Annotated in this window: 14 protein-coding genes; 9 read left to right on the top strand and 5 right to left on the bottom strand. The window is 37.7% G+C overall.

The genetic code is table 11. The annotated features are described in order from the left end of the window. The first annotated feature begins 165 nt into the window (after positions 1-165). Positions 166-1953, top strand: coding sequence for a metallophosphoesterase (locus H5159_RS15745; protein WP_182780620.1), 1788 nt, complete (start codon positions 166-168; stop codon positions 1951-1953). On the opposite strand, the gene H5159_RS15740 is transcribed toward H5159_RS15745, so the two are convergent. The 3 genes from H5159_RS15740 to H5159_RS15730 all read right to left on the bottom strand — a co-directional run bounded on the left by H5159_RS15740 (position 1950) and on the right by H5159_RS15730 (position 6398). After that, positions 1950-4805, bottom strand: coding sequence for a TonB-dependent receptor (locus tag H5159_RS15740; protein ID WP_182780619.1), 2856 nt, complete (start codon positions 4803-4805; stop codon positions 1950-1952). The two genes, H5159_RS15745 and H5159_RS15740, sit on opposite strands and share 4 nt — an antisense overlap. Before the next feature lie 24 nt (positions 4806-4829). Further along, complete coding sequence (locus tag H5159_RS15735; RefSeq protein ID WP_182780618.1) at positions 4830-5807, bottom strand: FecR family protein; 978 nt, start codon at positions 5805-5807, stop codon at positions 4830-4832. Positions 5808-5870: 63 nt separating this feature from the next. Beyond that, the gene (locus tag H5159_RS15730) at positions 5871-6398 is read right to left on the bottom strand and encodes an RNA polymerase sigma factor (protein ID WP_220496465.1); all 528 of its coding nucleotides are present in this window, start codon (positions 6396-6398) and stop codon (positions 5871-5873) included. 1241 nt (positions 6399-7639) lie between these two features. On the opposite strand from H5159_RS15730, the gene H5159_RS15725 reads away from it, so the two are divergent. Continuing rightward, the gene (locus tag H5159_RS15725) at positions 7640-8032 is read left to right on the top strand and encodes a hypothetical protein (protein WP_182780617.1); all 393 of its coding nucleotides are present in this window, start codon (positions 7640-7642) and stop codon (positions 8030-8032) included. Positions 8033-8230: 198 nt separating this feature from the next. After that, entirely contained in the window at positions 8231-8698 is a 468-nt protein-coding gene (locus H5159_RS15720) for a hypothetical protein (protein ID WP_259399122.1), read from the top strand. Positions 8699-8989: 291 nt separating this feature from the next. Here H5159_RS15720 and H5159_RS15715 read toward each other — a convergent pair whose 3' ends face one another. After that, positions 8990-9868, bottom strand: coding sequence for a hypothetical protein (locus H5159_RS15715; RefSeq protein WP_182780616.1), 879 nt, complete (start codon positions 9866-9868; stop codon positions 8990-8992). 808 nt (positions 9869-10676) lie between these two features. Here H5159_RS15715 and H5159_RS15710 point away from each other — a divergent pair. Further along, a complete protein-coding gene (locus tag H5159_RS15710) occupies positions 10677-10886 on the top strand; it encodes a hypothetical protein (RefSeq protein WP_182780615.1) in 210 nt (69 codons plus the stop codon). A gap of 1009 nt (positions 10887-11895) precedes the next feature. On the opposite strand, the gene H5159_RS15705 is transcribed toward H5159_RS15710, so the two are convergent. Continuing rightward, complete coding sequence (locus H5159_RS15705; protein ID WP_182780614.1) at positions 11896-12666, bottom strand: hypothetical protein; 771 nt, start codon at positions 12664-12666, stop codon at positions 11896-11898. Between the two features lie 346 nt (positions 12667-13012). Between H5159_RS15705 and H5159_RS15700 the strand changes: the two genes are divergently transcribed. From H5159_RS15700 to H5159_RS15680, 5 genes are all read left to right on the top strand, one after another. Continuing rightward, entirely contained in the window at positions 13013-14533 is a 1521-nt protein-coding gene (locus H5159_RS15700; protein WP_259399121.1) for a sigma-54-dependent Fis family transcriptional regulator, read from the top strand. Between the two features lie 62 nt (positions 14534-14595). Continuing rightward, positions 14596-18132 carry a type I restriction-modification system endonuclease gene (gene hsdR / locus H5159_RS15695; RefSeq protein WP_182780613.1) on the top strand — a complete coding sequence of 1179 codons (3537 nt, stop codon included), beginning with the start codon at positions 14596-14598 and terminating at the stop codon, positions 18130-18132. A gap of 89 nt (positions 18133-18221) precedes the next feature. Continuing rightward, positions 18222-19841 (top strand): N-6 DNA methylase, encoded by a 1620-nt coding sequence (locus tag H5159_RS15690; RefSeq protein ID WP_182780612.1) that lies wholly within the window; start codon positions 18222-18224, stop codon positions 19839-19841. Next, positions 19841-21202: a restriction endonuclease subunit S gene (locus H5159_RS15685; protein ID WP_182780611.1), complete on the top strand. Its 1362-nt coding sequence runs from the start codon at positions 19841-19843 to the stop codon at positions 21200-21202. Before H5159_RS15690 ends, H5159_RS15685 begins: the two co-directional genes overlap by 1 nt. Positions 21203-21374: 172 nt before the next feature. Continuing rightward, the gene (locus tag H5159_RS15680) at positions 21375-24197 is read left to right on the top strand and encodes an ATP-dependent RecD-like DNA helicase (protein WP_182780610.1); all 2823 of its coding nucleotides are present in this window, start codon (positions 21375-21377) and stop codon (positions 24195-24197) included. Position 24198 lies beyond the last annotated feature (1 nt).

Here is a 24198-nt window from a genome sequence, read left to right as displayed (position 1 = left end):
TTGAGTTTGCTATCTAAGAGCGAGCATTTATAAATTAGGGGACACAAAAATATGCATTTAATAAAAGTTTCATAATAGAAAAGCATGTTTATAAAATTTTATGTCCCCTTTTATCCATTACCTCGCTCTAAATAATGAGTGAAATAAAAACGGGATAAAGCCATCATGATTAGAGTCAAAGTACTATGGTTAGCACTATGGATTGGGTTATGTATTACATGCAAAGTAAGTGCTATTGAGTACTTTGAGGTTAAAAGTGCGTCGCAGATGGAGACGGTTAAAGTGGCATTTTTAGCTGATATTCATCTACATGATATTTTTGCTAATTTACATGACGTAGATAATATAGAACTACCAAAGGACGTTACCTCAAAGCAACCATTACTAGTGCGTAGTATGCTTGCCCAGCTTCATTCAACACGTCTTTTTAATGAAAATTATTTTGTTTTTTTACATGTATTAGATGAATTAGCCGAAAAAAAAATAAAACTAGTCGCCTTACCTGGCGATTTTACTGATGATGGTCAACCTATTAATGTGCGGGCACTGGCGCGTATTTTAGGTCATTATGAAAAGAAATATGGAATGCGTTTCTTTGCCATACCGGGTAATCACGATCCCGTAAAACCATATACAACACCGGCAGGTAAAGCTGACTTTTTAATGGCGCAAGGTAAAGAGTTTGGTGTTTATAGTTATCAACATGAAAAGTGTATGGCTAAGCAGTCTGTATGTGATGATGGTTTAAAAAATTGGGGATACGCTGAAATACTAAGCACACTCAATGACTTTGGGTTTAGTAAGCATAAAGGTGATGTGCTATATGAAACGCCTTATAAAAACCGAGAGTTTATATGGTGTAACCCCAATAACAAAAAACACTGTATCACCATGCCCGATGCGAGTTATTTAGTTGAGCCTATAAAAGGGGTTTGGTTAATGGCAATTGATGCCAATGTTTATGCACCGCAATGGCAAAACTCACCGCTCACTTTTAAAGGGTCGTCTGGTGCCGGCTATAATGCTTTAATTGATGCAAAGCCTCTATTGTTAAAGTGGATAAAAACGGTTGTAAAAAGAGCCAAAACGCAAAATAAAACACTGGTTGCATTTAGTCACTTTCCAATGGGGGAGTTTTACGACAATGCAAATGACGAATTACATAAAGTGTTTAGCCGTGGTCATTTTTCTCTACCAAGAGTGCCAACACCACGTACAGCAAAAATACTGGCAGATACAGGGTTAACGCTCCATTTTGCAGGGCATATGCATTTAAATGATACGGCGCTGATAACCAGTAATCAGCACTCCCAGTTAGTTAATGTGCAAGTGCCAAGTTTAGCGGCTTACAAAGCGGCCTATAAAGTTGTAGAGCTAAATTTAGCAAAGCAAACCGCGCTTATTAGTACCCATACATTAGACGATGTACCTGGTTTTAATGATTTATTTAGTTTATATGAAAAGGAATGGCAATACCGTAACCTGCATAATCTTAGTAATTTTGACCGCACTATTTTGAACTCAAAGAGTTATGGTGATTTTACCAAGCAACATTTATTTGGGCTGATTAAACAGCGTTTTTTAAAACGCGATTGGCCTAAAAATTTAGTGGCATGGTTAAATGACAATCATCATTTAGCCGATTGGTTTACAAATATGCAATGTTTAAATGAAGCACCGCCTAATTTGCTCTCTCAGCTTGAAGCTGTATCGACAAAAGAATGGCTTCGAGATTTTTATTTATTAAGAAATGGTGATGTAACAGCAGATATAACAGCTAAAAAACGGATTACTTATCAACAACTAAATACTTTTTTAGCACAATCTACATGTAAAACAGATACGCAAATACAGCAATACTTAGCCCTGTTAATAAAAGTAATGGCAAAATTTAGTCAACATACCCAGGGGGAGAATTTCCGCGTTGATTTAAAAACAGGAAAAATCATTTAATACTGATAACTCAACCCTAAGTAAAAGGTACGTCCACTTGTGGTTGAGTTGTAAGCTCTGAGGGTTGAATTACTGTATTGTCGCTCTTGTTCATTACTGAGATTAAATGCGCTAAATTTAAGTTTCCAATAATTAGAAAAATAATAATTTACACTTGCATCCCAATATGTGGTCGGCATAAATCCGGTTTCGTTTTCATCGAGTAAAAGGCTGCCAGCACGCACTAAATATTTATCTCTAAAAATAGCGCCGAGTTTAAAATTGAATTTAGGGTGGTCGTAAAAAATCATACTTGATGCGGTAATTTTAGATAAAAAAGGCAGGTTTTTTTTAAATAAAGCAGTGCCACTATTTGAGTCATAATAGGTGACTTTACCTTTATTATAAGCCGCTTGTATATTAATGCCCCAATCAGAATTATGTATTAAGTAGTTTAAACTTACCTCGGCTCCCCACTGATAGGCCGTTTCTGCATTACTTAGCCAAAGTAATTGACTATCGGAGGTTGTAGGCGGCGAATCTTCAAATAAAGGCGCTTGTGTTGTGACTATGTAATCCTCTAGATCTTTATAAAAAAGTGATATGTTAAACGAACTGCGACTACTAAAATCAGCCTCTAAGGAAATATCGCTATTATAAGATAAGTAAGGTTTTAGATTTGAGTTAAATATGTATTTTGTACTATTGGGGGTATCGTTTGAGCCATCAAAATTGAGTGAATTTAGTAATGGTTTTGAATAGTTTTTAGAAAGTCCTGCACGAAATCGCCAATTATCGTTAATAAAATATGACCCATTAAAAGTTGGAAGCCATAGACTATACAAAATCGGAGAGTAAGGCGCTTGAGTGTAAGATGTTATAGATTCTGATTGGTAACGTACACCTATATGAGCCTCCCATTTTTCTTGCTCTGTACTTAATAGAGTATAAGCACCTCTGCTATATTCCTTTATATGTTCAGCTTTAGTCGTGATTAAAAAATTATTGGCTTGTACATTAAATGGGTCAATGCCATAAAGCTTAAGTGCCTCATTAGTGTTTATTTTTAACCACTGCTGTTTTTTATGTGCATTTTGCGATGAAACATACGATGCAGGAAGGTCAATTAATTGTTGTGGTGTATCGGATATTTCATTAAAAAAAATATCGTTTTGCTGTGCGTTATTCATTTTATTTTCAAACAGCGTCCAATCAGCCCCAAATTGAAGAGTTATTAAACTATTAACGTCATATTGAAAATCTAATTTTGCGAAGGTGTACTCACTATTTGAATTGTATTGCTCTATATCACCATGATGCATTTGCCACATAGTCGGATTTTTCAAGTTTTCGCTGTACTTAATATCTGCATAAAATGGCGTTTTACGATAATCAATTGTAACGTCACTTATACCTTGGGTATAAATTTTATTGCTGTAAGGAATGTCATACTTTGAGCGCTCGTTTCCTAATATGGCGTTTATTTTCCAATTTTTATCTAGTTGCTGGGAAAATGACAGCACGCCTTGCTGATATGCCGTATTTATTTTTTGAGTTCGGCTTTCGGTTGCCACGCGTGCATTTTCATAACGTGCATACTCAAGCTCATTATTTTCATTAGCTTGAATGTCTTTAATTGTTGTTAGCCCTTTAATTATAGGCGTTGACTGATCCCCTCTAGGGTATAAATGATATTCATGCCGCTCTCCTTTTAAAAAACCTGAGAGCATATCAAAATCAAAATGCGTGGTTTCGTTTTTATACTCTACAGATAGGTTTGCCCCAAATCGCTGCTGGGTTGCTTGCCATACCGAGTAGCGATTACCGCGAGGGATTATATAATCGCCTTGAGTTAAATGCTGAGCTTGTGATTGAGTTAACGCCGAGAGATCAGCGCCTTCTATGGCAATATTTCGCCAGCGAAATGTATTAGCGCCTTGCTCTAACGATTCTCTGTTTGTGTACGCAACGCTTGCAAGTACCCCCCAATTATTCCACGTGTTAGAAATTAAGCTTGAATAGCGCTTTGCGCCTGTACCCACATAGTCGTTGTAGCCGACTTCTGGTGTAATAATAAATTTAAATCCTTCATTATCTAAGGGGTTTATAGTTTGCAGTGCCATAGTGCCAGATATTCCACCTGCAATTTTGTCGGCAGAATAGGCTTTAATTACATGAATTTGTTTAAATAGTTCGGCAGGTAAAATATTGAAGTCGAAAGAACGATCGCGCTGTTTTTGCACTCGACTATCCATTGGTGAATCATTATTTGCCAATACAGGCATACCGTTGAGTGTTACCAAACTAAAATCAGGATAACTGCCACGTATTGATACTTGGCGACCTTCGCCTGCTTCGCGAGTAATGGCTACACCCGGAATATACTGTAAGGCTTCAGCCAAGTTAGTATTGGGAATGTCGGTAATATCTTGTGCAGAAATGGCTTCGCTAATCGTTTTATTATTGTGTTTTAAGTTTCGTGAGCGAGCCAACGAATAGCGGATACCCTTTACTGTTATTTCTTCAAGTGTTTCTTTATTGGTCGTTATTTTTTGTTGAAAAATAACAAAACCCTTGTCTTGAATTTTATATGTTAACTCGCTGCCTATTAATAAAAAATCTAGTGCTTGAGCAAGTGTATGATCGCCAATTAAGGTGGATGTAGTTTTGTCGTCGATAAGTGAAGGGTTACTACTAAAAGAGACTGCATATGCATTTGCTACTTCTCTTAAGCTGTCACTGAGAGAACCGGCAGGTATATAAACAAACGTATGTATGTTTTTTGCGGCACTTGGCATTGCTGTTAAGCAACTAACAGCAATAAAAAAGTACACTAAAATACGTTTATCTAATGTACATACATGTTTTAGCATAAGAGTTTAATCAACATACTTCATTTAAGGTCGCGTTAAATGAAGTTCGTTGCTCTTTTTTTCTACATTCCAGTTGTAAGTAGATGCTATCAGCATAAGGCTTTGTTGCGGCGTTTCGAGATTAAATCGTCCGCTAATTAAAGTATTATTGAGTGCGTTATCTACTTTAATTACCATAGGGCTATAACGCTGCAATTGCTTGATAACAGTGGTTAGAGGTTCTTTTTTTGCATCAATCCAACCCATTCGCCAAGCAGGGAGTTGTGCCAACTGCTGGCTATAATCTACAGCTATATGTCCATTTTTTATAACAGCTTGTTGAGAGGGAGTTAATATCACTTTATCTAAGGCCGAGACTTCTACCCTGCCTTCGTACACTGTTACCACTACTTCATCCTTATTGCGCTCTACATCAAAAGAAGTACCTAGTACTTTAATGCTTGCTTGTCCGGAATTTATTATAAATGGCCGTGTTTTATCTTTGGCTACATCAAAAAAAACCTGTCCTTTTTTTAATTCGATTTGCCTAGAGTGTGGTAGTAAGTGTGCAGTCAACTCACTATCTGCATTTAAGTGTAAATATGAACCGTCATCTAATAACTTAGATACACGTTTGCCTAAACGTGCTTCTAAAAGCTGAGGTAGGTTAGTTTCAACTGCTGTTTTTGCAATAGGTGTTGGTGTAAACGCTTGTTGAGATATAGCAAGCCAGTACACTGCAAAGGCAATAGCGCTAAAGCTTGCCGCTAACGCGAGCACAGGGAAATTTCTAGAGCGTTTAGTGTTAGGTGCAATTTCTGGAGTCGCTAAATTATTTTGTTTAGTGTAAATGTATAGAGCTTGTTTAACAGCAGGATCGCCAAATACATTGGCTATTTTTTCAAATGCAGCCTTATTTTCTGTGCATTTTAACCAAAGCGATAGTTCTTCACGGTCATGATCATTTAAATCATTAATCCGGTCTACCCAATCTGCTGCCTGTTCTAAGCGTTGTTCGTTCATTAAAAAACCTAATCTGCGTTGATTAAATATAAAGAGCGTAAAAATTTAAAAAAGGGGACATTGTTATTGATTTTTTTCTATGTGAAGCGTTATTTGTATCATTGCGCGCGTAATATGTTTTTTTACAGATTCTTGGCTCATATTTAACTGCTTAGCAATTTCTTCGCGACTTAATCCATCAATACGACGAAGCTTAAATACATTTCGCCTAAGTGGTGGTAACTCTTGAAGTGCATTTTTAACAAGATCGAGCTTTTGCTCTGTAATAGACTGCGCCTCAGGGTCGCTATTCTCATCTGTAAACAGCTCAATATCGTCAGTATTATTTTGTTGGCTTTTGTTTTTTTGCCAATCGCTATACATAACAGACTTTGCTACCTGATTTATATATGCCTGAAGGTTTTCAATTTCTAATGTGTCATTTCTATTTAAAGTTCTCAGCAAAGCTTCTTGGACTAGGTCGTCTACGTCATCGGTATTATTTGTTCGACGACTAACAAACTTACGAATATGGCTGATAACGTTTTTTACATCGCTTTGTTCAGAAGAAATATTTAAATTCGATGGCAGGGGGCTTTTAAAAGTCTTCATTACTCAGTCTAGAATTTTATTTTAAATAAATACTAAGTGAATAATATGACCAATTGATTACAGGTACGGTTGGGCGATTAAGTAAATTAAAGTAATGATACGAAGAATAAATTATCATTTAGAGCATCTTAACGCTTTAGATAGGGTTTAATTTTAGGCATAGAGTATTTGAGCAAATAACGCTTTGAGAAAGACTAAATTTTTGGAGGTACTATATTCCCTTGTTATCACTTATTTGAATGTTCTTTTGGCGAGATTAGCGTATGACTAGAGGGCTTAAGCGCTTTTCGGCAGATCAGCTAGTTTTATATTAGCTTAAAAAATGACATAGAAAAGTTAAAATAATAGTATCAAGCTTAGTAAAAGTGCAGCTATTTTTATTGATTAGGATCAACAAAGCAACAGAGAAAAATAGGCATAATTTATGGCTGAAATTTACACCTAAAAATAAAATGGTGTGTTACGAATGTGTGCTACGATTAAATGAAAAATAAAGGTTTTTTATTGAACTGGACTTGTATCAAAAGTAGTCAAAAATATTTAGTTTAACTCTATCTTTATGTTTTTTAATGATTTTAATTGGAAAGGCTAAAAAGTGGCTTTACTCATAAATAGTAAATGCATTAACTGCGATAGTTATAAGGTTTTCAATTAAAGTCTTTAAAAACAACTTGTTACTTTGTCGTGCTATGGCTTGTGCTACGATTTTACGTAACTCGTTAGCACTTAGTTAGTATCTTAAAAATAACCTTAAAAGGCAAATTGTATTAACTGAATAGTTGAAATTTTAGACTTGTAGAGTCTTTGAATCTTATATTTGTGTTTTGTAGGTTATAGAATTAATTTGGAAAAGAGAATTGGTAGTTAATAAAAGTAAAACTTAGATTTTTCTTTTTTAGTCCTGACCATAAAGTGCCTTTTAGGGATTTTTAAGCTGCATTTTGGGCCTTAAAGTGACTTGTTGGTCACTTTAACTACCGTCGGCTATATCAAAAAAGTTAAGTTTTTTACTTAATCTACTTTCTTAGCTTGTTTAACAAGCTTAATTAGAATTATCGTCAACACAGCAGCTGGTAATAGCCATATAAAATCACTCATTTTAAATTCTCAATATTTGAAACAATATCTTAACCTTAATGTTTTTGAGGTGTTTTGCAAATTTACGTCGTTTGTATATTACCTTTCAATTTTTCTCCTCACTTATGCCTAGTTAGTTTTAGGACAAATAATTAGGAAAAATCATGAAAGATCAAAAGTCACCGTTTATACGCCAATATGTACGCGCTAGTAAATCCCCCTGGGAGGATGCTTCCACCATTTTGCTATTAGCTGATGTTGTTGATAAGCAAGAACTTGAACTGGGCTTCACCAATTACGTTTATTTACACCGAGATAGCGTGGGGTGTGTGCTAGGTATTAGTATTTCTCAACAGTTACTAGCTGCTAATCCTGAGTTCTCGGAGAGGTATTTGGAAGGTATTGAGATGTATGCTTTTTTACTCATACATATTGAAGACATAACAAACTTTTGCAGCTTGTTTAGTGCAGAATTTGAGCAGCTGTTTATGCTAAAACCCAACGTATATTTTGCAGCTGCAGAAGACAGTTGGTTACGGTTAATAGCAAGCTCATAAACTCTGGCGAGCCTTTAGGCTCGCTTTTTAGTTTTAAAGATTCTGATCCAATTGTGTTTTAAATAAATAATTTAAACTCACAAAAAAAGTCATTATTTCTCCCTGAGAGTGCCTATTTATAAATAGCCTCAAAATAAGAGAAGTAAATAATTATTAACGGACAATAATTATTAAGTTAATTTAAAATAAGGAAATTATATGACTTGCAGATATACCTCTACTCTAGACATTATCACCCTGTTAGAAGATGTAAAAACGGTTGTTAGGGATAACGATCATAAAATAAACAAACTCATGCTAAGTGCCGACAACCCAAACTTTAAGGGTTTATGGGCTATTGTAGAGCCTCAAGTTTTTAATAAAAAGCACCTTAATTATCGTGGCGTAAAATTGTTGATATATAAATTAATGATTTGTTTAATAAACGATGTATACCAACCCGTATCAGCATATCCTGATTACGATGACGAGTTTTATGAAGAGCCAGAGCAAGCATTTAGTGATGCGCCAGAAGAGCGCTTTGATTCAGTTTTTGGCAGCAAGTTCGAGGATGAATTTGAAGACGACTATAAAAATGATATTGAAAATGAATTTGTTGACGAGTTTGAACAAGATCGTATTGATCGTAATATCCAAGATTCAATAAACAGTCTTCTAAATAAATAATAAAGGACAAATATAAGTTATTTTAATAATAAAATAACTGCCTAATCATTACCCCTAAAATATGCCATGAGTCATTATTTGCAGGCTCACTGCTGAAGCTGAAATCTGGTTTCAGCAGCTCAATCTCATTAGTAGAGATTACACCTCTAGGGGAAGGCGTGATGCAAATATAGCGCCTTGTTATTACTTCACAAAAGCGTGTTTTTAATAATAATGTTGGCAAGGCTTTAAATAGGCCAAAAGCAAAGGGGGAATGGATTAATATCCATTCCCCCTTTGCTTATCTATCGCTTATTGATAAAACATTTCATTAATTTCTTCACATAATTTAGTACGGAAAATAATAGATGAGTGAAGTAATTCAGCATCGCTTTCACTGAGAAGTGGTGCTCGTGTCTTCTTGTCAAAACGTTGCGGCATTTCCTCAAATAATTGTGTATGAAGTCGTTTTATATCATCGAATATTTGCTGTGACTGTGAAAATAAAAAAATCTTACTGTAATCGCCATTTTTTAGTGACGACAAATACTTTAGCAAAATGACCTGCCGTGCAGTTTTATTTTTAAAAGAGTGCTCCACCTCAATAGCGGCTATTGAGCCATCAGGAAGTAGCACAGCGCCATCCACTGTTCGTGCAGCGGATAGGCCGTTAATTCGTTGAAATTCTGGCTCGGTAATAAATCCCTTCCACATTGGGGCGTACGTTTCATCACTGTGATAATTATGTATACCGCGCAACATGACAAATGCGTTAATCAGATTATGCATTATATGGTTACTATTGAACTGCAGAGCAGGGTTCTTATTACTCCTAAAATACACGTCGATGCCCATTAACTCCTCGGCAAATTTGGCAGCAGTATACGTGGGTACATAGACGCGACCATCAGGGCTTCGGTGTGTTTTTACCACCCGCAAAAACCCATCTTTTTCTAGCCGGTTTAGATGCTCTAAAGCTAACCGATGATTGATGGCATATAGCCAACGTACAATGCCTGGTGTAACAATAGAAAACCGAATAGCAATTAAAACGGTTAATCGTGTTCGGTTAACCCCTTTTTGATGATTGTTTACGCCTGGATAATACCGCATATCAATATCAAAATAGCGAGGGTAGTGAGTATGAAGAGTGTTGTTCGTTTCCAAATTTATTGATGGTTGCTGAGTCAATTTACAAAATCCTTTTAGTGAGTTAATTAGTAAAATTAACTAGTATCACAGTACACAAATTACCGTTATTTGATGACTTAAACCCCGTTTTTCATTCCGAGATGCTTTAACTGCATGCACGGAATCATTGTCGCGATAATTATCGCAACAAAAGCAGCTTTCAGCTGATGGTCTCTCAACTTCGTTGTTCAACCATAGGGTCTAAAACGCCCGTCAGCTCTGGTGTTGCTCCGCAACGAGCTGGCTCAACGCGCTATCGCGCTAGCGTTTTATACCCAGCGCGAATGCACCGAGCTACGCTCTGTACCAACCGCCATACTGCCGCTTCAGACAATGCGATGGGTGCCCCATTATCCGCATTTTTCTTCGCTTTTATTTTCTGACGAAAATTATGGTTCGATATCAATTTGTGCCAAATTGATATCGAATTTCGCTGATGCGAAACACTATCGCGGTTGGTACAGACCAGCTGTACATTCGCGCGGTCTCCATGTGTCTGCGGCTTCGCCTACAACACATTACGCGCTTGTTGGCCTCATTCTGAGGCGCTTTTTTGCAGTTTTTCGTGCCGAAAAATGCGTTTTTTATAACGTCTTTCAGACAAAACCGCCTTCAAATTAAACTTATTAATGAATTTTTTAGATAAATAGGAAAGGTTTTTTGCTTAAAAAAAATTAAGTAAAAATAGAAGAGGAGTTAATGCCTTATACAAACTGTTTGTTGCTGAGCTGCGCAGTCAAACAGTTTGTTTTTTATCACGAAATCATTAAATTTGAAAGTATAAATTAATGATTATTAAGGTTAAAAAATGAAAAATAATGACGCTAGTGATATTGCTATTAATCCAACAACAGGATTACCTATCACAAATGCGAGCGCTAACATCTTAGACGTTGGGGGCAATGTGATGGGCCAATCTAATCGAGTAATGACTGTTTACGAGATAGAAGATTCGATAGCGGATTTAAACGATGATGGCTGCTTTGATGCTTTTGACCCGTACGATGACGGCTTTTAATGCCCAAAATTTTGAAAGCTATTAGTCGATATCGAATAGAAATTGTTTATTCGACTATTACTTTTAGTGGCTCATCTATATTGTTTTTACAGTACAAGTCGACTCAAAACTTTGCCTGGTTTATAGCTCTGAGTTTTTTTTGCACTAAAATGATTATTGGCATTATTAATTATGAAAAATATTGCCAGAGTAATAAACGCGCCATGAAAAGCATGCTCAGATATTTGCTATTTAAATTTGTATAACCCTTGTTTATTTGTCCGAAACGTAAAGCGTCCTGATTTTATTAAGGCGCTTTTTTGTTGAAAGCATTAATTAGACTATCACCAGATAAAAAAGATTAAGGTGTATATAAAAATGAGTTTTTAAAACTATTAAATACGACTGAATAGGAGGAAGTAACTTAGAGGTAGATGGTTCAATGAGTCGATAGATATGTAAAAATACATACCTACCAACCACAAGGAATATACAGATTAGTTTTCATATACCTATGCTTACGCGGAGGGTAAAAATTAGTAGTTACAATTGCTAACTAAATTTTCTTTACTACAGTGTTTTGTCGCTCACCCCCGCAAAAGCGGGGAACACAACTTAGTAGCACAACAGGCTAACTAATTTTTTATAAACTAATTGTATATTTTTATTTATCTCCATTTACTGAGGAGACTGCAGAGGAATAGCATTGCTACCCACCTATGTTTCGAACTTTAAATGCTCCTGTTTTATAATGCAAGCCTTTAGTTGTTTTTAATTTAAAAAATAACATGAACGGCAATATTTGTAGGTTTTTAATGGCTATTTCGAAGTAGATAGGTGTTTTTAATGGCAAGGTTTAAATTTAGTCCAATCGTTTTATTAACATTAAAAGCAAAATTACACTGTGTTTTTGTTTTTTTAAGTGTTTTTATATAAAGGGAGCATCTCGCTCCCAGATATCAGTAATACGATTCATATGGCTTTACTTTATTAAAATATAGAGAAAGTAAAGCCAGCAAATTTACGCTAGCTACATTTCTAATTCCCAGCTTATCAGGGTGGAGCGAACCATATTTATTACGAAATATAGTGAACGCTGTGATTTAACATGTATGTAGTCTGGGTCTGCGGTAATTTCGCGCTCACAGTCACTAGATTCATAGATTGGAGAGTTTGATTCGTACCACATTTCATAAGAAGTTTCACCAATTTCGTCTTCATAGATTGTATCTATTAGCTCATACTCAAAAATACGTAGGCTGAACTTATTAAGCATATTACATAAGAGGTCTGCATTGCTTTCGGTTGCAGCCAATGGTGACGGCCACAGCTTAGTACCATTTCCATTGCCCTGAATGAAAACTTCGTTTGCAGGGTAGATAAATGTATCTGCCTGTCCACTATTCTTGTCTACCATCTCTTCAAATGCTATTAGCTGTGAGTTATATATTGTATGGGTGAAATTTACTTCCCCCTTCTCTTCATCTTCATCTAATAACTCATCTTGTTCGTCTGACTGTTCACAACTTTCTTCGGTCATTGCTTCTACCGACGTTTTTTCTGGATTTAAAGCTGCTTCTGGTAACGTTAAAACTTCCTCGTTTAAGGATGTATTTTGTTCATAAACGTTGGACGACAAAGCCTTTAATGCTTGCTCCCAAGTTAAATTCATTTCACTTTGAGCAATTTCATCTAGTGCTTGGTTTAAAGGAATTGCCTTTGCTTTTTTTAATTTTTTTGCGTCTTTTTTGGCGCGAGAAATAGACAGGCCAGAAGGAAAGTATTGTGCTAACTGATTCATAGTGTAAACCTTAAATATGCTTACGTCCGCCCACTAACATTACGCATGTTAAATGTTTAACTATTTTTATTTGAGAGTATGATTATCCGACAGGACTGCGCTTAAAGTGGGCGAAACGAGCTCATCAGTAAAGCTCTGAAAAGATTATTAAATAAATTAAATAGGATCGCAACCTCTTTTATTAAAACGCATAAAAAGGCTGTATTAGCATAAAACAAGCCAGCTAAGCTTTTAAGCAATTTACCAATCCATTTGTATTAACCTTTATATAAAAAAGAAAGTTAAGTAGCTATTTTTTATGGGTAAATTATATTATTTAATGTAATATACTTTACAAAGTAACAATATGAGCAAACGGACTGTGAATATACTTCTTTCTTGGCTGGGCACCAAAGACATTGATAACATGCTCGATGGTGAAAAAAATGCCTCAATATCAACTCTCGCTACTAACTCTCAAACTCCTTTTGATAAAATTGTAATACTCTCTAATCATCAGCATAAGTATTGGGAAAAGTTTGAAGATTTTGTAAAAAAGCGAATGGCTACAATTGGAAAACCATATCATGATATTCAGGTACATAAAGCCAATATAGCCAGCCCAATTGATTATGAGTCTATTCACCAAGTAACAGCGCTTTGGGTTAATAAATTAAGTGAAGAGGCGGATTCGTTATCAATAAACCTGACATCTGGCACGCCTGCAATGACCACTTTATCTGTACTTATCGGTAAAGGTAAATCGAATGTTCAATTTCTTCAAGCAACCCCACAAAATGAGTTGCTACATGTTGATATTCCTATTGATTTTGGCCAAGAATATGTAAAGTCGGCATCTAAAAACATAGCCAATACTGCTACTTCGCAGCCTAAAATTGAGCAAGCTTTTTCAAAACTCACTGCAAAATCAGTGCAAATGCAAAATGTAGTCAACAAAGCTAAAAAAATTGCAGCCTCAGAAGTACCTGCACTTATCCTTGGCGAAACCGGAACCGGTAAAGAGCTAATGGCCACAGCCATTCATAAAGGAAGCTTGCGAGCAAATAAGCCATTAAAAGTAATCAACTGTGGAGCATTTGCAGAAAATCTTGTTGACTCAACCTTGTTTGGTCATAAAAAAGGGGCCTTCACTGGAGCTGAAAAAGATCACCCAGGGCTTTTTGAACAGGCCGATGGCGGTACTTTATTTTTAGATGAGGTTGGTGAATTACCCCCCGAAATTCAAGTAAAGCTTTTAAGGGCATTACAACAAGGCGAGATCAACCGTTTAGGTGACACCCAAACCACTAATGTTGATGTACGTGTTATTGCAGCCACACATAAAGATTTATCAAAGCTAGTAGAAGAAGGTAAGTTCCGCGAAGACTTATTTTATCGCTTAGCAGTGGGCATTATACAAATGCCAGCACTACGAGAGCGTATTGAAGACATCACTGTTATTGTTAATCAACTTGTAGAGCAAATAAATAAAGCAGCTAGCAAGCATCCCGACTACATAAGTAAAAATATTTCCGAAAAGGGAATAAAGTTTATTTTATCTCAGCCGTGGCAAGGGAATATTAGAGAGCTGTGGAGTACACTAAACCGTGCTTTTTTATGGTCTGACTCACAAACAATAACTGAAAATGACTTAGCAAGTGCCATGATTAACCGCGCTAAAAATGAAAGCTTTACAGATGTTACACTGTCATACGACGACAAAATAGATATTACACAATTAGTTGATAAATATAAAAAAGCTTATGTTTTAGCTGCTTTAAAAGCAAGTGGGAATGTTAAAAGCCACGCGGCCCAAATGCTTAATTTAAAAGATCACCAAACGCTTAGCAATTGGATGAAGCGCCTAAACATCAAACACGAAAAATAAAAAGGACAATAGTGTTGGTATATAAGTTGCCAATACCTATTGAGTAAAAGGAGAAGTAGCCAGTGAAAAAATCAAACTTTGAATTCTTAAAAGGTGTGAACGATATTCTTTATCGCATAGCGTTTGCTGCGGAAAAGAATTTTCCTGACGATCCTAATACCACATTAGTAAAACTGCGCATGTTTGGAGAAGCGTCAGCCAAGCACATTGCTAAACTTCTTGATTTAGAACTCCCCCCTACGCAAGTAGACTTAATCAGAGAGCTTGCAAAAATATCGTGGGTTGATGACTCTATAATCAATATTTTCCATATGCTGCGTAAAGTAGGTAATCAAGCAGTTCACGACTATCACAACGATTTAGACGATGCCGAAATGGCACTGCGTTTAGCATTTCGTTTAAGTATTTGGTATTACCGACTAATTAATAAAGATGTTGATTTTGCAGCGCCTATATTTGTACTACCAGACGGCCAACAAGAAAACGAATACCAACACCAAGTAACAGAGCTAAAGCAAGCGCTACAACAAGCATTAAATAGTAACGCGCAAACCGACACAGAACTTGCCCAAAACAAAAATCAACTTACCGCGCTAAGTGGCTATATTGCTATTTTAGAAGGCAAGCAGCAAGAAACCGAGCAACAAACACAAGACCGAGTAAACGCACTTGAAGCACAGCTACAAGCCAAAGAAGCAGAGCTTGCACAAAAAACACAAGCAGAGCGCAAAGCATATAAACAAGAGATCACTCAGCGTGCAGCCGCCCGCCGCTTAGACCTATCAGAAAAAGAAACGCGCTTTCTTATTGATCAGCAATTGCGTGATGCAGGCTGGGCTGCCGACACGCCCGTGTTAAATTATGCAAACGGTACGCGCCCACAAATAGGTAAAAACCTAGCTATAGCAGAGTGGCCAACCGATGCTGACGAAACAGGTAAAACAGGCTTTGCCGACTATGTATTGTTTGTGGGTTTACAACCGGTAGGGGTTGTTGAGGCTAAAAAAATAAATACCGACGTATGCGGCAAATTAACTGAGGCTGAGCGTTACAGTATTTACTTTAACCTTGATCATTTAAGCGCCGAAATTCAAGCGCGAGTTGCAAACGATGCAGAGTATCAAAAAGTAGCAGAGCAACTACAAGCTCAAAACAGCTACCAAATTACGTGGAAAGAATCCAAAGAGCCAAACGCACGCAGCTATAAAATACCGTTTGTATTTTCAACAAATGGGCGAGAGTACCGCCGCCAGTTATTAAGTAAAAGCGGTATTTGGTATCGCGATGTTCGTAAAGTGAGTAACCAAGCTAAAGCATTACCTGCATGGCATACACCAGGCGAACTAAAAGCTAAGCTCGATGGCAACATAGATGCCGCGCAGCAATGGCTCGAAACTAACGAACCAACAGGCTTAGGCCTTCGCTATTTTCAAAAAGAAGCCATAACAGCCACCGAGCAAGCCATTAAAAAAGGTCAGCAAAATATATTACTTGCTATGGCAACTGGTACAGGTAAAACCCGTACCGCTATCGCGCTAATGTATAGGCTAATACAATCACGCCGATTTAATCGTATTTTGTTTTTGGTCGATAGGCGCTCATTGGGTGAGCAAGCATTAAACTCGTTTGATGACACACGCATAAATGATGTGCCTTTTAACACCATATTTAATATAAAAGGCCTGACCGATAAGTTCCCGTCAGACGCAACTAAAATACATGTATCAACTATCCAATCGCTAGTTAAGCGCACGCTACAAAGCGATGAATTTATGCCAGTTGAGCGCTACGACTGCATAATAGTAGACGAAGCACACCGTGGTTATATTCTTGATAAAGAACAAACCGATGGCGAAATGGAATTTAGAAACCAGCTCGACTACGTATCAACATACCGCAGAATACTTGACCATTTTGATGCAGTAAAAATAGGGCTTACTGCAACACCCGCATTACACACCACCGACATTTTTGGTTTACCTGTGTATCGTTACAGCTACCGCAAAGCGGTGATAGACGGCTACTTAATAGACCAAGCACCGCCTATAAAAATAATTACTAAGCTTAACCAAAACGGTATTTATATCGATAAAGGCTCAGAAGTAACACGCTTAACATCTCAAGGGGAGCTAATTCAAGACACCCTTGAAGACGAGCGCGACTTTGAAGTAGCTAGCTTTAACCGCGATATTATTGCATCAAACTTTAATAAAATAGTTGCCGAATCACTAGCAACAAAGCTTGACCCAACAGGTAAGCAAAAAACACTCATATTTTGTGTAAACAACACCCATGCCGATAATATGGTGATTGAGCTGCGTGAGGCTTTTAAAAAGCATTACCCAAACCTCGAGCACGACGCCATTATTAAAATAACCGGCGAAAGCGACAAAGATCCTAAAAAAATACAAAGTATGATCACCCGCTACAACAAAGAGCGTTTACCTAATATTGTAGTAACGGTAGACCTACTCACTACAGGGATAGACGTACCGAGCATTTGTAACCTGGTGTTTTTACGTAAAGTAAAAAGTCGTATTTTGTACGAGCAAATGAAAGGGCGCGCCACACGTTTATGTCCAGAGGTTGGCAAAGTAAACTTTACTATTTACGATGCCGTCGATTTATACGACTCGCTCGAATCGGTAGATACAATGCGCCCAGTGGTTGTGCGTCCAAAAGTAGAGTTAAACACCTTAGTAAACGAAATAACCGACTCACAAACTTATAAAACATTAGAGGCCGATGGCCGCTCGTTTGCACATCACAGCCACGAGCAACTAGTGGCTAAAGTACAGCGCATTGTCGGTCATGGTGTATTTAATCAAGACAAGTCAGCTCAAATTGACCAATCAATAAAACGCTTAGATACCGTATTAGCCGGCGCTGCTGGTTGCGATTTTGCAAGCCTTGCCCAAACCCTAAAAACCAAAGGGCCAGAGCAAAGCGCCGAAATTTTTACACAACTTCCAAAACTGGTCGAAAACCTAGAGCACCTTAAAAAGCAAATAAACGAGCTACGTCACGAGCCTATTTTCACCGACATAGAAGACGAGCTAATAGAGTTTAAAGAAGGCTATGGTGATTACGATAACGCCGAAGACTTTTTAGAAGCGTTCGACAAACTCGTAGAGCAAAGCGAGAACAGCCAAGCTGCACTACAAACCGTTATAACCAAACCAAAAGACTTAACCCGTAAAGCATTAATAGAGCTGCAAGAGTGGTTTGATGCGCAATCGTTTAACGAGTCAACTCTTAGGGTTGCATGGAAAAAAACCACCAACCAAGATATTGCTGCACGGTTAATAGGGCATATTCGCCGCGCAGCACTCGGCGATGCATTACTCCCGTTTGATGAGCGTGTAAATAACGCACTGGCTAAAATAAAGCAGCAAAAACCTTGGAGCAACGAGCAGCTACAGTGGTTAGAACGCCTAGCCAATAGCTTAAAAGAGCAAGTAGCCATTGACGACGACACATTTAAAACCGGCAATTACCGCCGCCGTGGTGGTAAGCGCAAGCTCGATGCTATTTTTAATAACGAGCTTAACCAAGTGCTAGAACAATTTAATAACTATATGTGGGAGCAACCTGCTTAATTAATGCAGGTGTATCTTAACCCTTATATTACAATACCAAATACTGTGAAGCGTTGGCCTTAATGCCACCCTATAAATGAAGAGACACTATGAACAACAATGATTTAGTAGCCAAACTTTGGAAAATGTGTGACACCCTGCGCGATGGCGGCGTGTCGTATCAAAACTACGTAAACGAGCTGGCCACATTGCTGTTTTTAAAAATGACCGAGCAAACAGGTACCGAAACCGACCTGCTACCACAAGGTATGCGTTGGAACGACCTAAAAGGTAAAATAGGGCTCGACCAACTGCAATTTTACCGCAACATGCTAGTACAACTAGGTAACGACAAACACGCTATTGTGCGTGCCATATTCCAAAACGTAAATACCACTATTACCAATGCAGGGCAGCTAACAGAGCTTGTAACCACAATGGATAGCCTAGATTGGTACCAAAGCGGCGATGGCGAGAATGTTGTTAAAACTCGTGACGACTTTGGCGACATGTACGAAGGCTTATTACAAAAAAATGCTAACGAAACTAAATCGGGCGCCGGCCAGTACTTTACGCCAAGGCCACTAATAGAAACTATGGTACGTTTACTACAGCCACAACCGCGCGAAGTTATTCAAGATCCCGCAGCGGGCACCGCAGGCTTTTTAATCGAGGCCGACAAGTACATAAAAAGCCAAACTAACGATTTAGACGATCTAGACGACGACACTCAAGAATTCCAAATGAAGCGTGCCTTTGTTGGGCTTGAACTAGTACCTGAAACCCGCCGCCTAGCATTAATGAACTGCTTATTACACGACATTGAAGGTAATGACGAACTAGGTGGTGCAATACGCCTTGGTAACAGTTTAGGTAATGATGGCGAAAACCTGCCGAAAGCCAACGTAATACTTACAAACCCGCCGTTTGGCTCTGCAAGCAGTACTAATATTACCCGTACCTTTGTATACCCAACATCAAACAAGCAACTGTGTTTTATGCAGCATATATACAATAGCCTTGAGCCAGGTGGCCGTGCTGCCGTTGTAATACCCGATAACGTATTATTTGAAGGCGGCAGAGGCGCTGAAATACGCACCGACTTAATGCACAAATGTAACCTGCACACAATTTTACGCTTGCCTACTGGTATATTTTACGCCGCAGGCGTTAAAACTAACGCGTTGTTTTTCCAAAAAGGCACACCAGAGAACCCACATCAAGATAAAGACTGCACAACCAACACCTGGGTTTACGATTTACGTACCAACATGCAAACCTTTGGTAAACGCAGCCCATTTACTTATAAATACCTTGAAAGCTTTGAAGCGGTTTACGGCGATGATGCTAACGGCCAAGCAGAGCGAGAAGAAGGCGTTTACAACATTTTAGGTTGCACCACACCTATCAATGATGAAGATATTAAAAACACTGACAGCTCAGAGCTAATAGAAAATGCTCGTTGGCGCAAATTCTCACGTGAGTTTATTAAAGCTAAAAACGATAGCTTAGATATAACATGGCTTAAAGATAACTCAGTAACTGATGCTGCGAACTTGCCTGAGCCCGATGTATTAGCGACTCAAGCGATGACAGAGCTTACCGAAGCGCTGCGTGAAATGAACCAGCTAATGATAGATCTTGGCGCAAGTGACCAAGCTGAGGGGCAAGTTGCTTTGTTGGCTGAAGAGTTTGGGCTAGAGAAAAAAGTTATTGAGGGGGCTGAGTAATGGCTCAGCAGTATATAGAAGAATTACCTAAAGGTTGGGTGCAAGATGAGCTTAGCTCAATTTGTAGTGTGATATCAGGTAATGCATTTAAAAGTAAAGATTTTGTAGGGTCAGGTGCTCCAGTAGTAAAAATATCAAACGTACAGAGCGGCTATTATTTAATTAAGAATCAGGAGTATTTACCATTCTCCTATTTGGAAGATACAAGTAGCTCTTTTTTAGTAAAGTCTGAAGATTTATTGATGGCTCTTACTCGTCCGATTACTAATGGGAAGTTAAAGATCTGTCATTACCCTAAAGGAAGTGAAAATGGACTACTCAATCAGCGAGTTTGTAATTTGAAGTTTAACGCTGAGATGGATAAAAAATATTGTGAGTATTATTTACTAACAGATATTTTTATGAAGTTAGTTGAAAGTAACTTATCAGAGACTTTACAGCCAAACTTATCTCCGAAAACGCTATCAACTTTACCCTTCATAGTTTCTCCACTCTCAGAACAAAAGCGCATTGTTGAAAAGCTTGATAGTTTATTGGCGCAGGTCGACACCATACAACAACGCCTAAACAATTTACCGGATATTATCAAACGCTTCCGCCAATCCGTCCTTGCCGCCGCCGTCTCTGGCAAACTCACCGAACAATGGCGTGTTGATAGAGAAAAAGAAAACTTGAAAATGACTAAAATTGTAGATTTAGTTACTTTTAAACAAGGAACACAAGTTCCATCACCAAATCAAATTGATGAAGCTAAGATAGGGTATGAAAAATTTTTAAGAATTATCAATTTTACTCAAAGGTCAGAAGATTTTAAATTCGTTCCTGTAGCAACTAGTAACAGAAGAATTGAAAAAAAAGATGTTGTAATGGTACGTTACGGCGCAACAGCCGGTTATGTGGGAACTGGTCAAAGTGGGGTGCTAGCTAATAATTTATTTGTCATGATACCGAAAGAACAGTTATCAAATGAATATTTATTTATTTTCTTAAAATCCCCTGTGTTTCAAAGCGAAATATCAAGAAAGGTAAAAGGAGGAGCTATGCCAGCTATATCATTTAAACTTTTTAATGATATAGATATCCAGCTTCCCTCAATTTCAGAACAGACCGAAATCGTTCGCCTTGTCGAACAATACTTCGCCTTAGCCGATACCTTAGAAAAGAACCTCGCGAATGCTAAACAGCGTGTTGATAACTTAACGCAATCGATATTAGCCAAAGCCTTTCGCGGTGAACTTGTACCACAAGATCCAAACGACGAACCCGCCGATAAGTTATTAGCGCGTATAAAAGTCGCCCGACTTGAAGCCGAAAAGCTAGAAAAAGCCGCTAAAAAAGCAGCAAAAACCAGTAAGAAATAACACGCTATTTTGTAGGTCGGCATTGTTGCCGACATGGTTGAGAGTAAACAACCATTGATGGGCACAAAGCGACCTACTACGCGAAAAGCGAGAATGTGCCGAAAAAAATAGCTGTGATGAATAAAGCTGAATGTGTTTTAAAGTAGTTCGGCCAAGAAATAAGGACGTTGATATGTCAGGTTCAAACTTTAAATTTTTAGAAAAAGAATATACAAGGCTAGCAAAGTTAGGAGATTCGGCAGAAGGTTATGTTTACAGTGACCCTCAGGCTGCATTGGTTAAACTAAGATGTTTTACGGAGTCATTGGTTGGGCATATATATTCAATTTTGTCGATTGAGATTGAACCGCAAGCCGATTTGTATAAACGCTTAAATCATTATGATTTTAAAGATGTTGTAGACCACTCTATTATCGCCAAATTACATGCTTTAAGAATGCACGGTAATAAAGCGGCGCACGACAATATTGAACACTCTACTGAACAGGTTCTGTGGCTAGTTAAAGAAGCTTTTTTAGTGGGCAAGTGGTTTGTACGAACTATGCTCAATAGCCCAGTTGAATTACCTGATTATGTTGAGCCAAAGCCTATTGAAAGCGATCACAATGAGGTGTTTGCTAAAAATGAAGCCTTACAAGTAAAACTTACTAATAACTCAGCGGCATTAGCAGATGCTGAAACAGAATTAGCAGCATTGCGCACAGAGCTTGAAACGGTTCAAAAGAATATTGTTGCCAGGCATAACGATGGTGAGTTAGCTGCGTTTAAAGCAGCGAGCAGCGAGTCAGCGACTAGCTTTGATTTGCAAATGAATGTAACTCGCAAAAATATCAACATATTTGATTGCTATAAACAACACTCGCTAACTACAGGGCAGCGTAATTTAGTTGAGCAGTTAAATGAGTTTTTGAATAAAAGTAATGAGTCAGTTTTTTTGTTAAAAGGTTATGCAGGTACAGGTAAAACCTTCATTACTGAAGGACTAACGCAATACCTTAATGCGATTGGGCGACAATTTGAATTGATGGCTCCTACTGGCAAAGCAGCAAAGGTAATTAGTGATAAAACATGCCAAGCTGCGTCCACTATTCACCGTGTTATTTATAATTATGAAAACGTTAAAGAATATAAATTAGAGGGGATAGAAGGGTCTGAAACGTTTCGGTGCTATGCCGAAATAAAAGTTAATCAGAGTACATCTGAGGCTGTATACATTATTGATGAATCATCGATGTTGTCTGATACCTATTCTGATTCAGAGTTCTTTCGTTTTGGCTCAGGCTATTTATTAAAAGATTTACTTAACTACATTAATCTCGATCATAACGATCATCAGAAAAAAGTCATATTTATTGGCGATAATGCACAGTTGCCACCAGTAGGTATGGGGTTTTCACCTGCATTAAGTAAGCGGTATATATTTGATAAATATCGCTTAGCGTCAAAAGAGTGCGAATTGTCGGAAGTGGTTAGGCAAAAAGCTGAAAGCGGCGTAATGAATAATGCGCGAATTTTACGTGAAGCTATGCACGCAAACTTATTTAATAAACTTGAGTTTCAAGTTAATAATCTAGATGTACAGGCGCTAACATCGGATGTTTTGTTAAAAACCTTTTTGAAAGTTTGTAACAATAAGATATCAAATACTAAAAACGCTATTTTAATTGCGTCTTCTAATGCTCAAGTAAGCCAATATAATAGAGTAGTGAGGGAACACTTTTTCCCATCTCAGCTGCAAGTGGTTTCAGGCGATAAAATTATTTCGGTTGCCAATCATTATATAAATCAGAAGGTCATTGCCAATGGTGAATTTGGCATGGTAAGGCAAGTTTTGTCTGCGCCTGAAATACGAAACGTTGTATTGCGTAAAAAAGGAGAAGACGGCGAAACCATTACCATTAGTGTTGAACTGCAATTTAGAGATGTTGAACTTGGTTTTAGGGATGAATATGGGAACGCTAGCTTTTTTAGATCTAAAATTGTAGAAAACTTACTTTATAGCGATGAACCAGCTTTAAGCTCCGACGAGCACAAAGCGTTATACGTTGATTTTTGCAATCGCCATGCTGATTTGCGCGCAAAAGCTAAGCGCAATGAGTTTCGTATGGCTTTGTTATCTGACCCTTACTTTAACGCATTTAAAGTTAAATTTGGTTACGCAATTACGTGTCATAAAGCACAAGGTAGTGAATGGCAAAATGTATTTGTGAAATGCAGTTCTCACCTTAAAACACTGAGCCCAGACTACTTTCGCTGGCTTTACACTGCAATAACTCGTACCTCGTCTCAGCTTTATGTTATTGACCCGCCAATGGTTAAGCTTGGCTCAACAATTAAAAGGGTTGGAGGAAGCTCGTCAGCATCTACACCAGTTAACACAATGAGCACTACAACAAATGATAGTCTAGTAGGAGACAAGCAAGAGTTGGCGACTACCGTTAATATACCTGAAGGTAATGTGTTTTTAGCGCAGTTATTTGCAGAGATTAAAAGTGCTTTGATTGGCACAAATGTAGAGATACAAAATATAACTCATAACCAGTATCAGGAAGTGTATTTATTTCAGCTTGCTGAAGAGTATGCTACTGCACGCATTGCTTATAATTCAAGACAAAAGATTAGCTCAATTGCATTTAATCAAGATGGCCCGTTAGATGAGTTAATAAAAGCACGCCTTAACCATTTAGAGGGGATATTGATAAGTGGGTATACGAATACCAAGCCTTCGCAGTTAGAGTTTCCTGAAGCGTTTTTGAAGGAATTTCATGAAAAATTATCAGAAGTATTTACGCTTAATGATATTTCTATTCCTGAGGTGAGAGCCAGAAGCTTTGCTCAGCGTTATTGTTTTCAAAAATTTAATGAGATTGCTGTAGTTGATATTTATTACAATGGCAAAAGCCAATTTACTAAATTTATGGGCCAGAAAAATCTTTCTAGTTCACTAGAGTTTTTAGACACAGTTGAAAACCTGATTGAAGAGGCGTTGAATTAAG

Origin of the sequence: Pseudoalteromonas sp. SG43-1 (assembly GCF_014164415.1) — a bacterium.
Taxonomy (GTDB): Bacteria; Pseudomonadota; Gammaproteobacteria; order Enterobacterales; family Alteromonadaceae; genus Pseudoalteromonas; species Pseudoalteromonas distincta.
The sequence above is the reverse complement of the archived record's forward strand: the minus strand, read 5'-3'. Positions and strand labels throughout refer to the sequence as shown.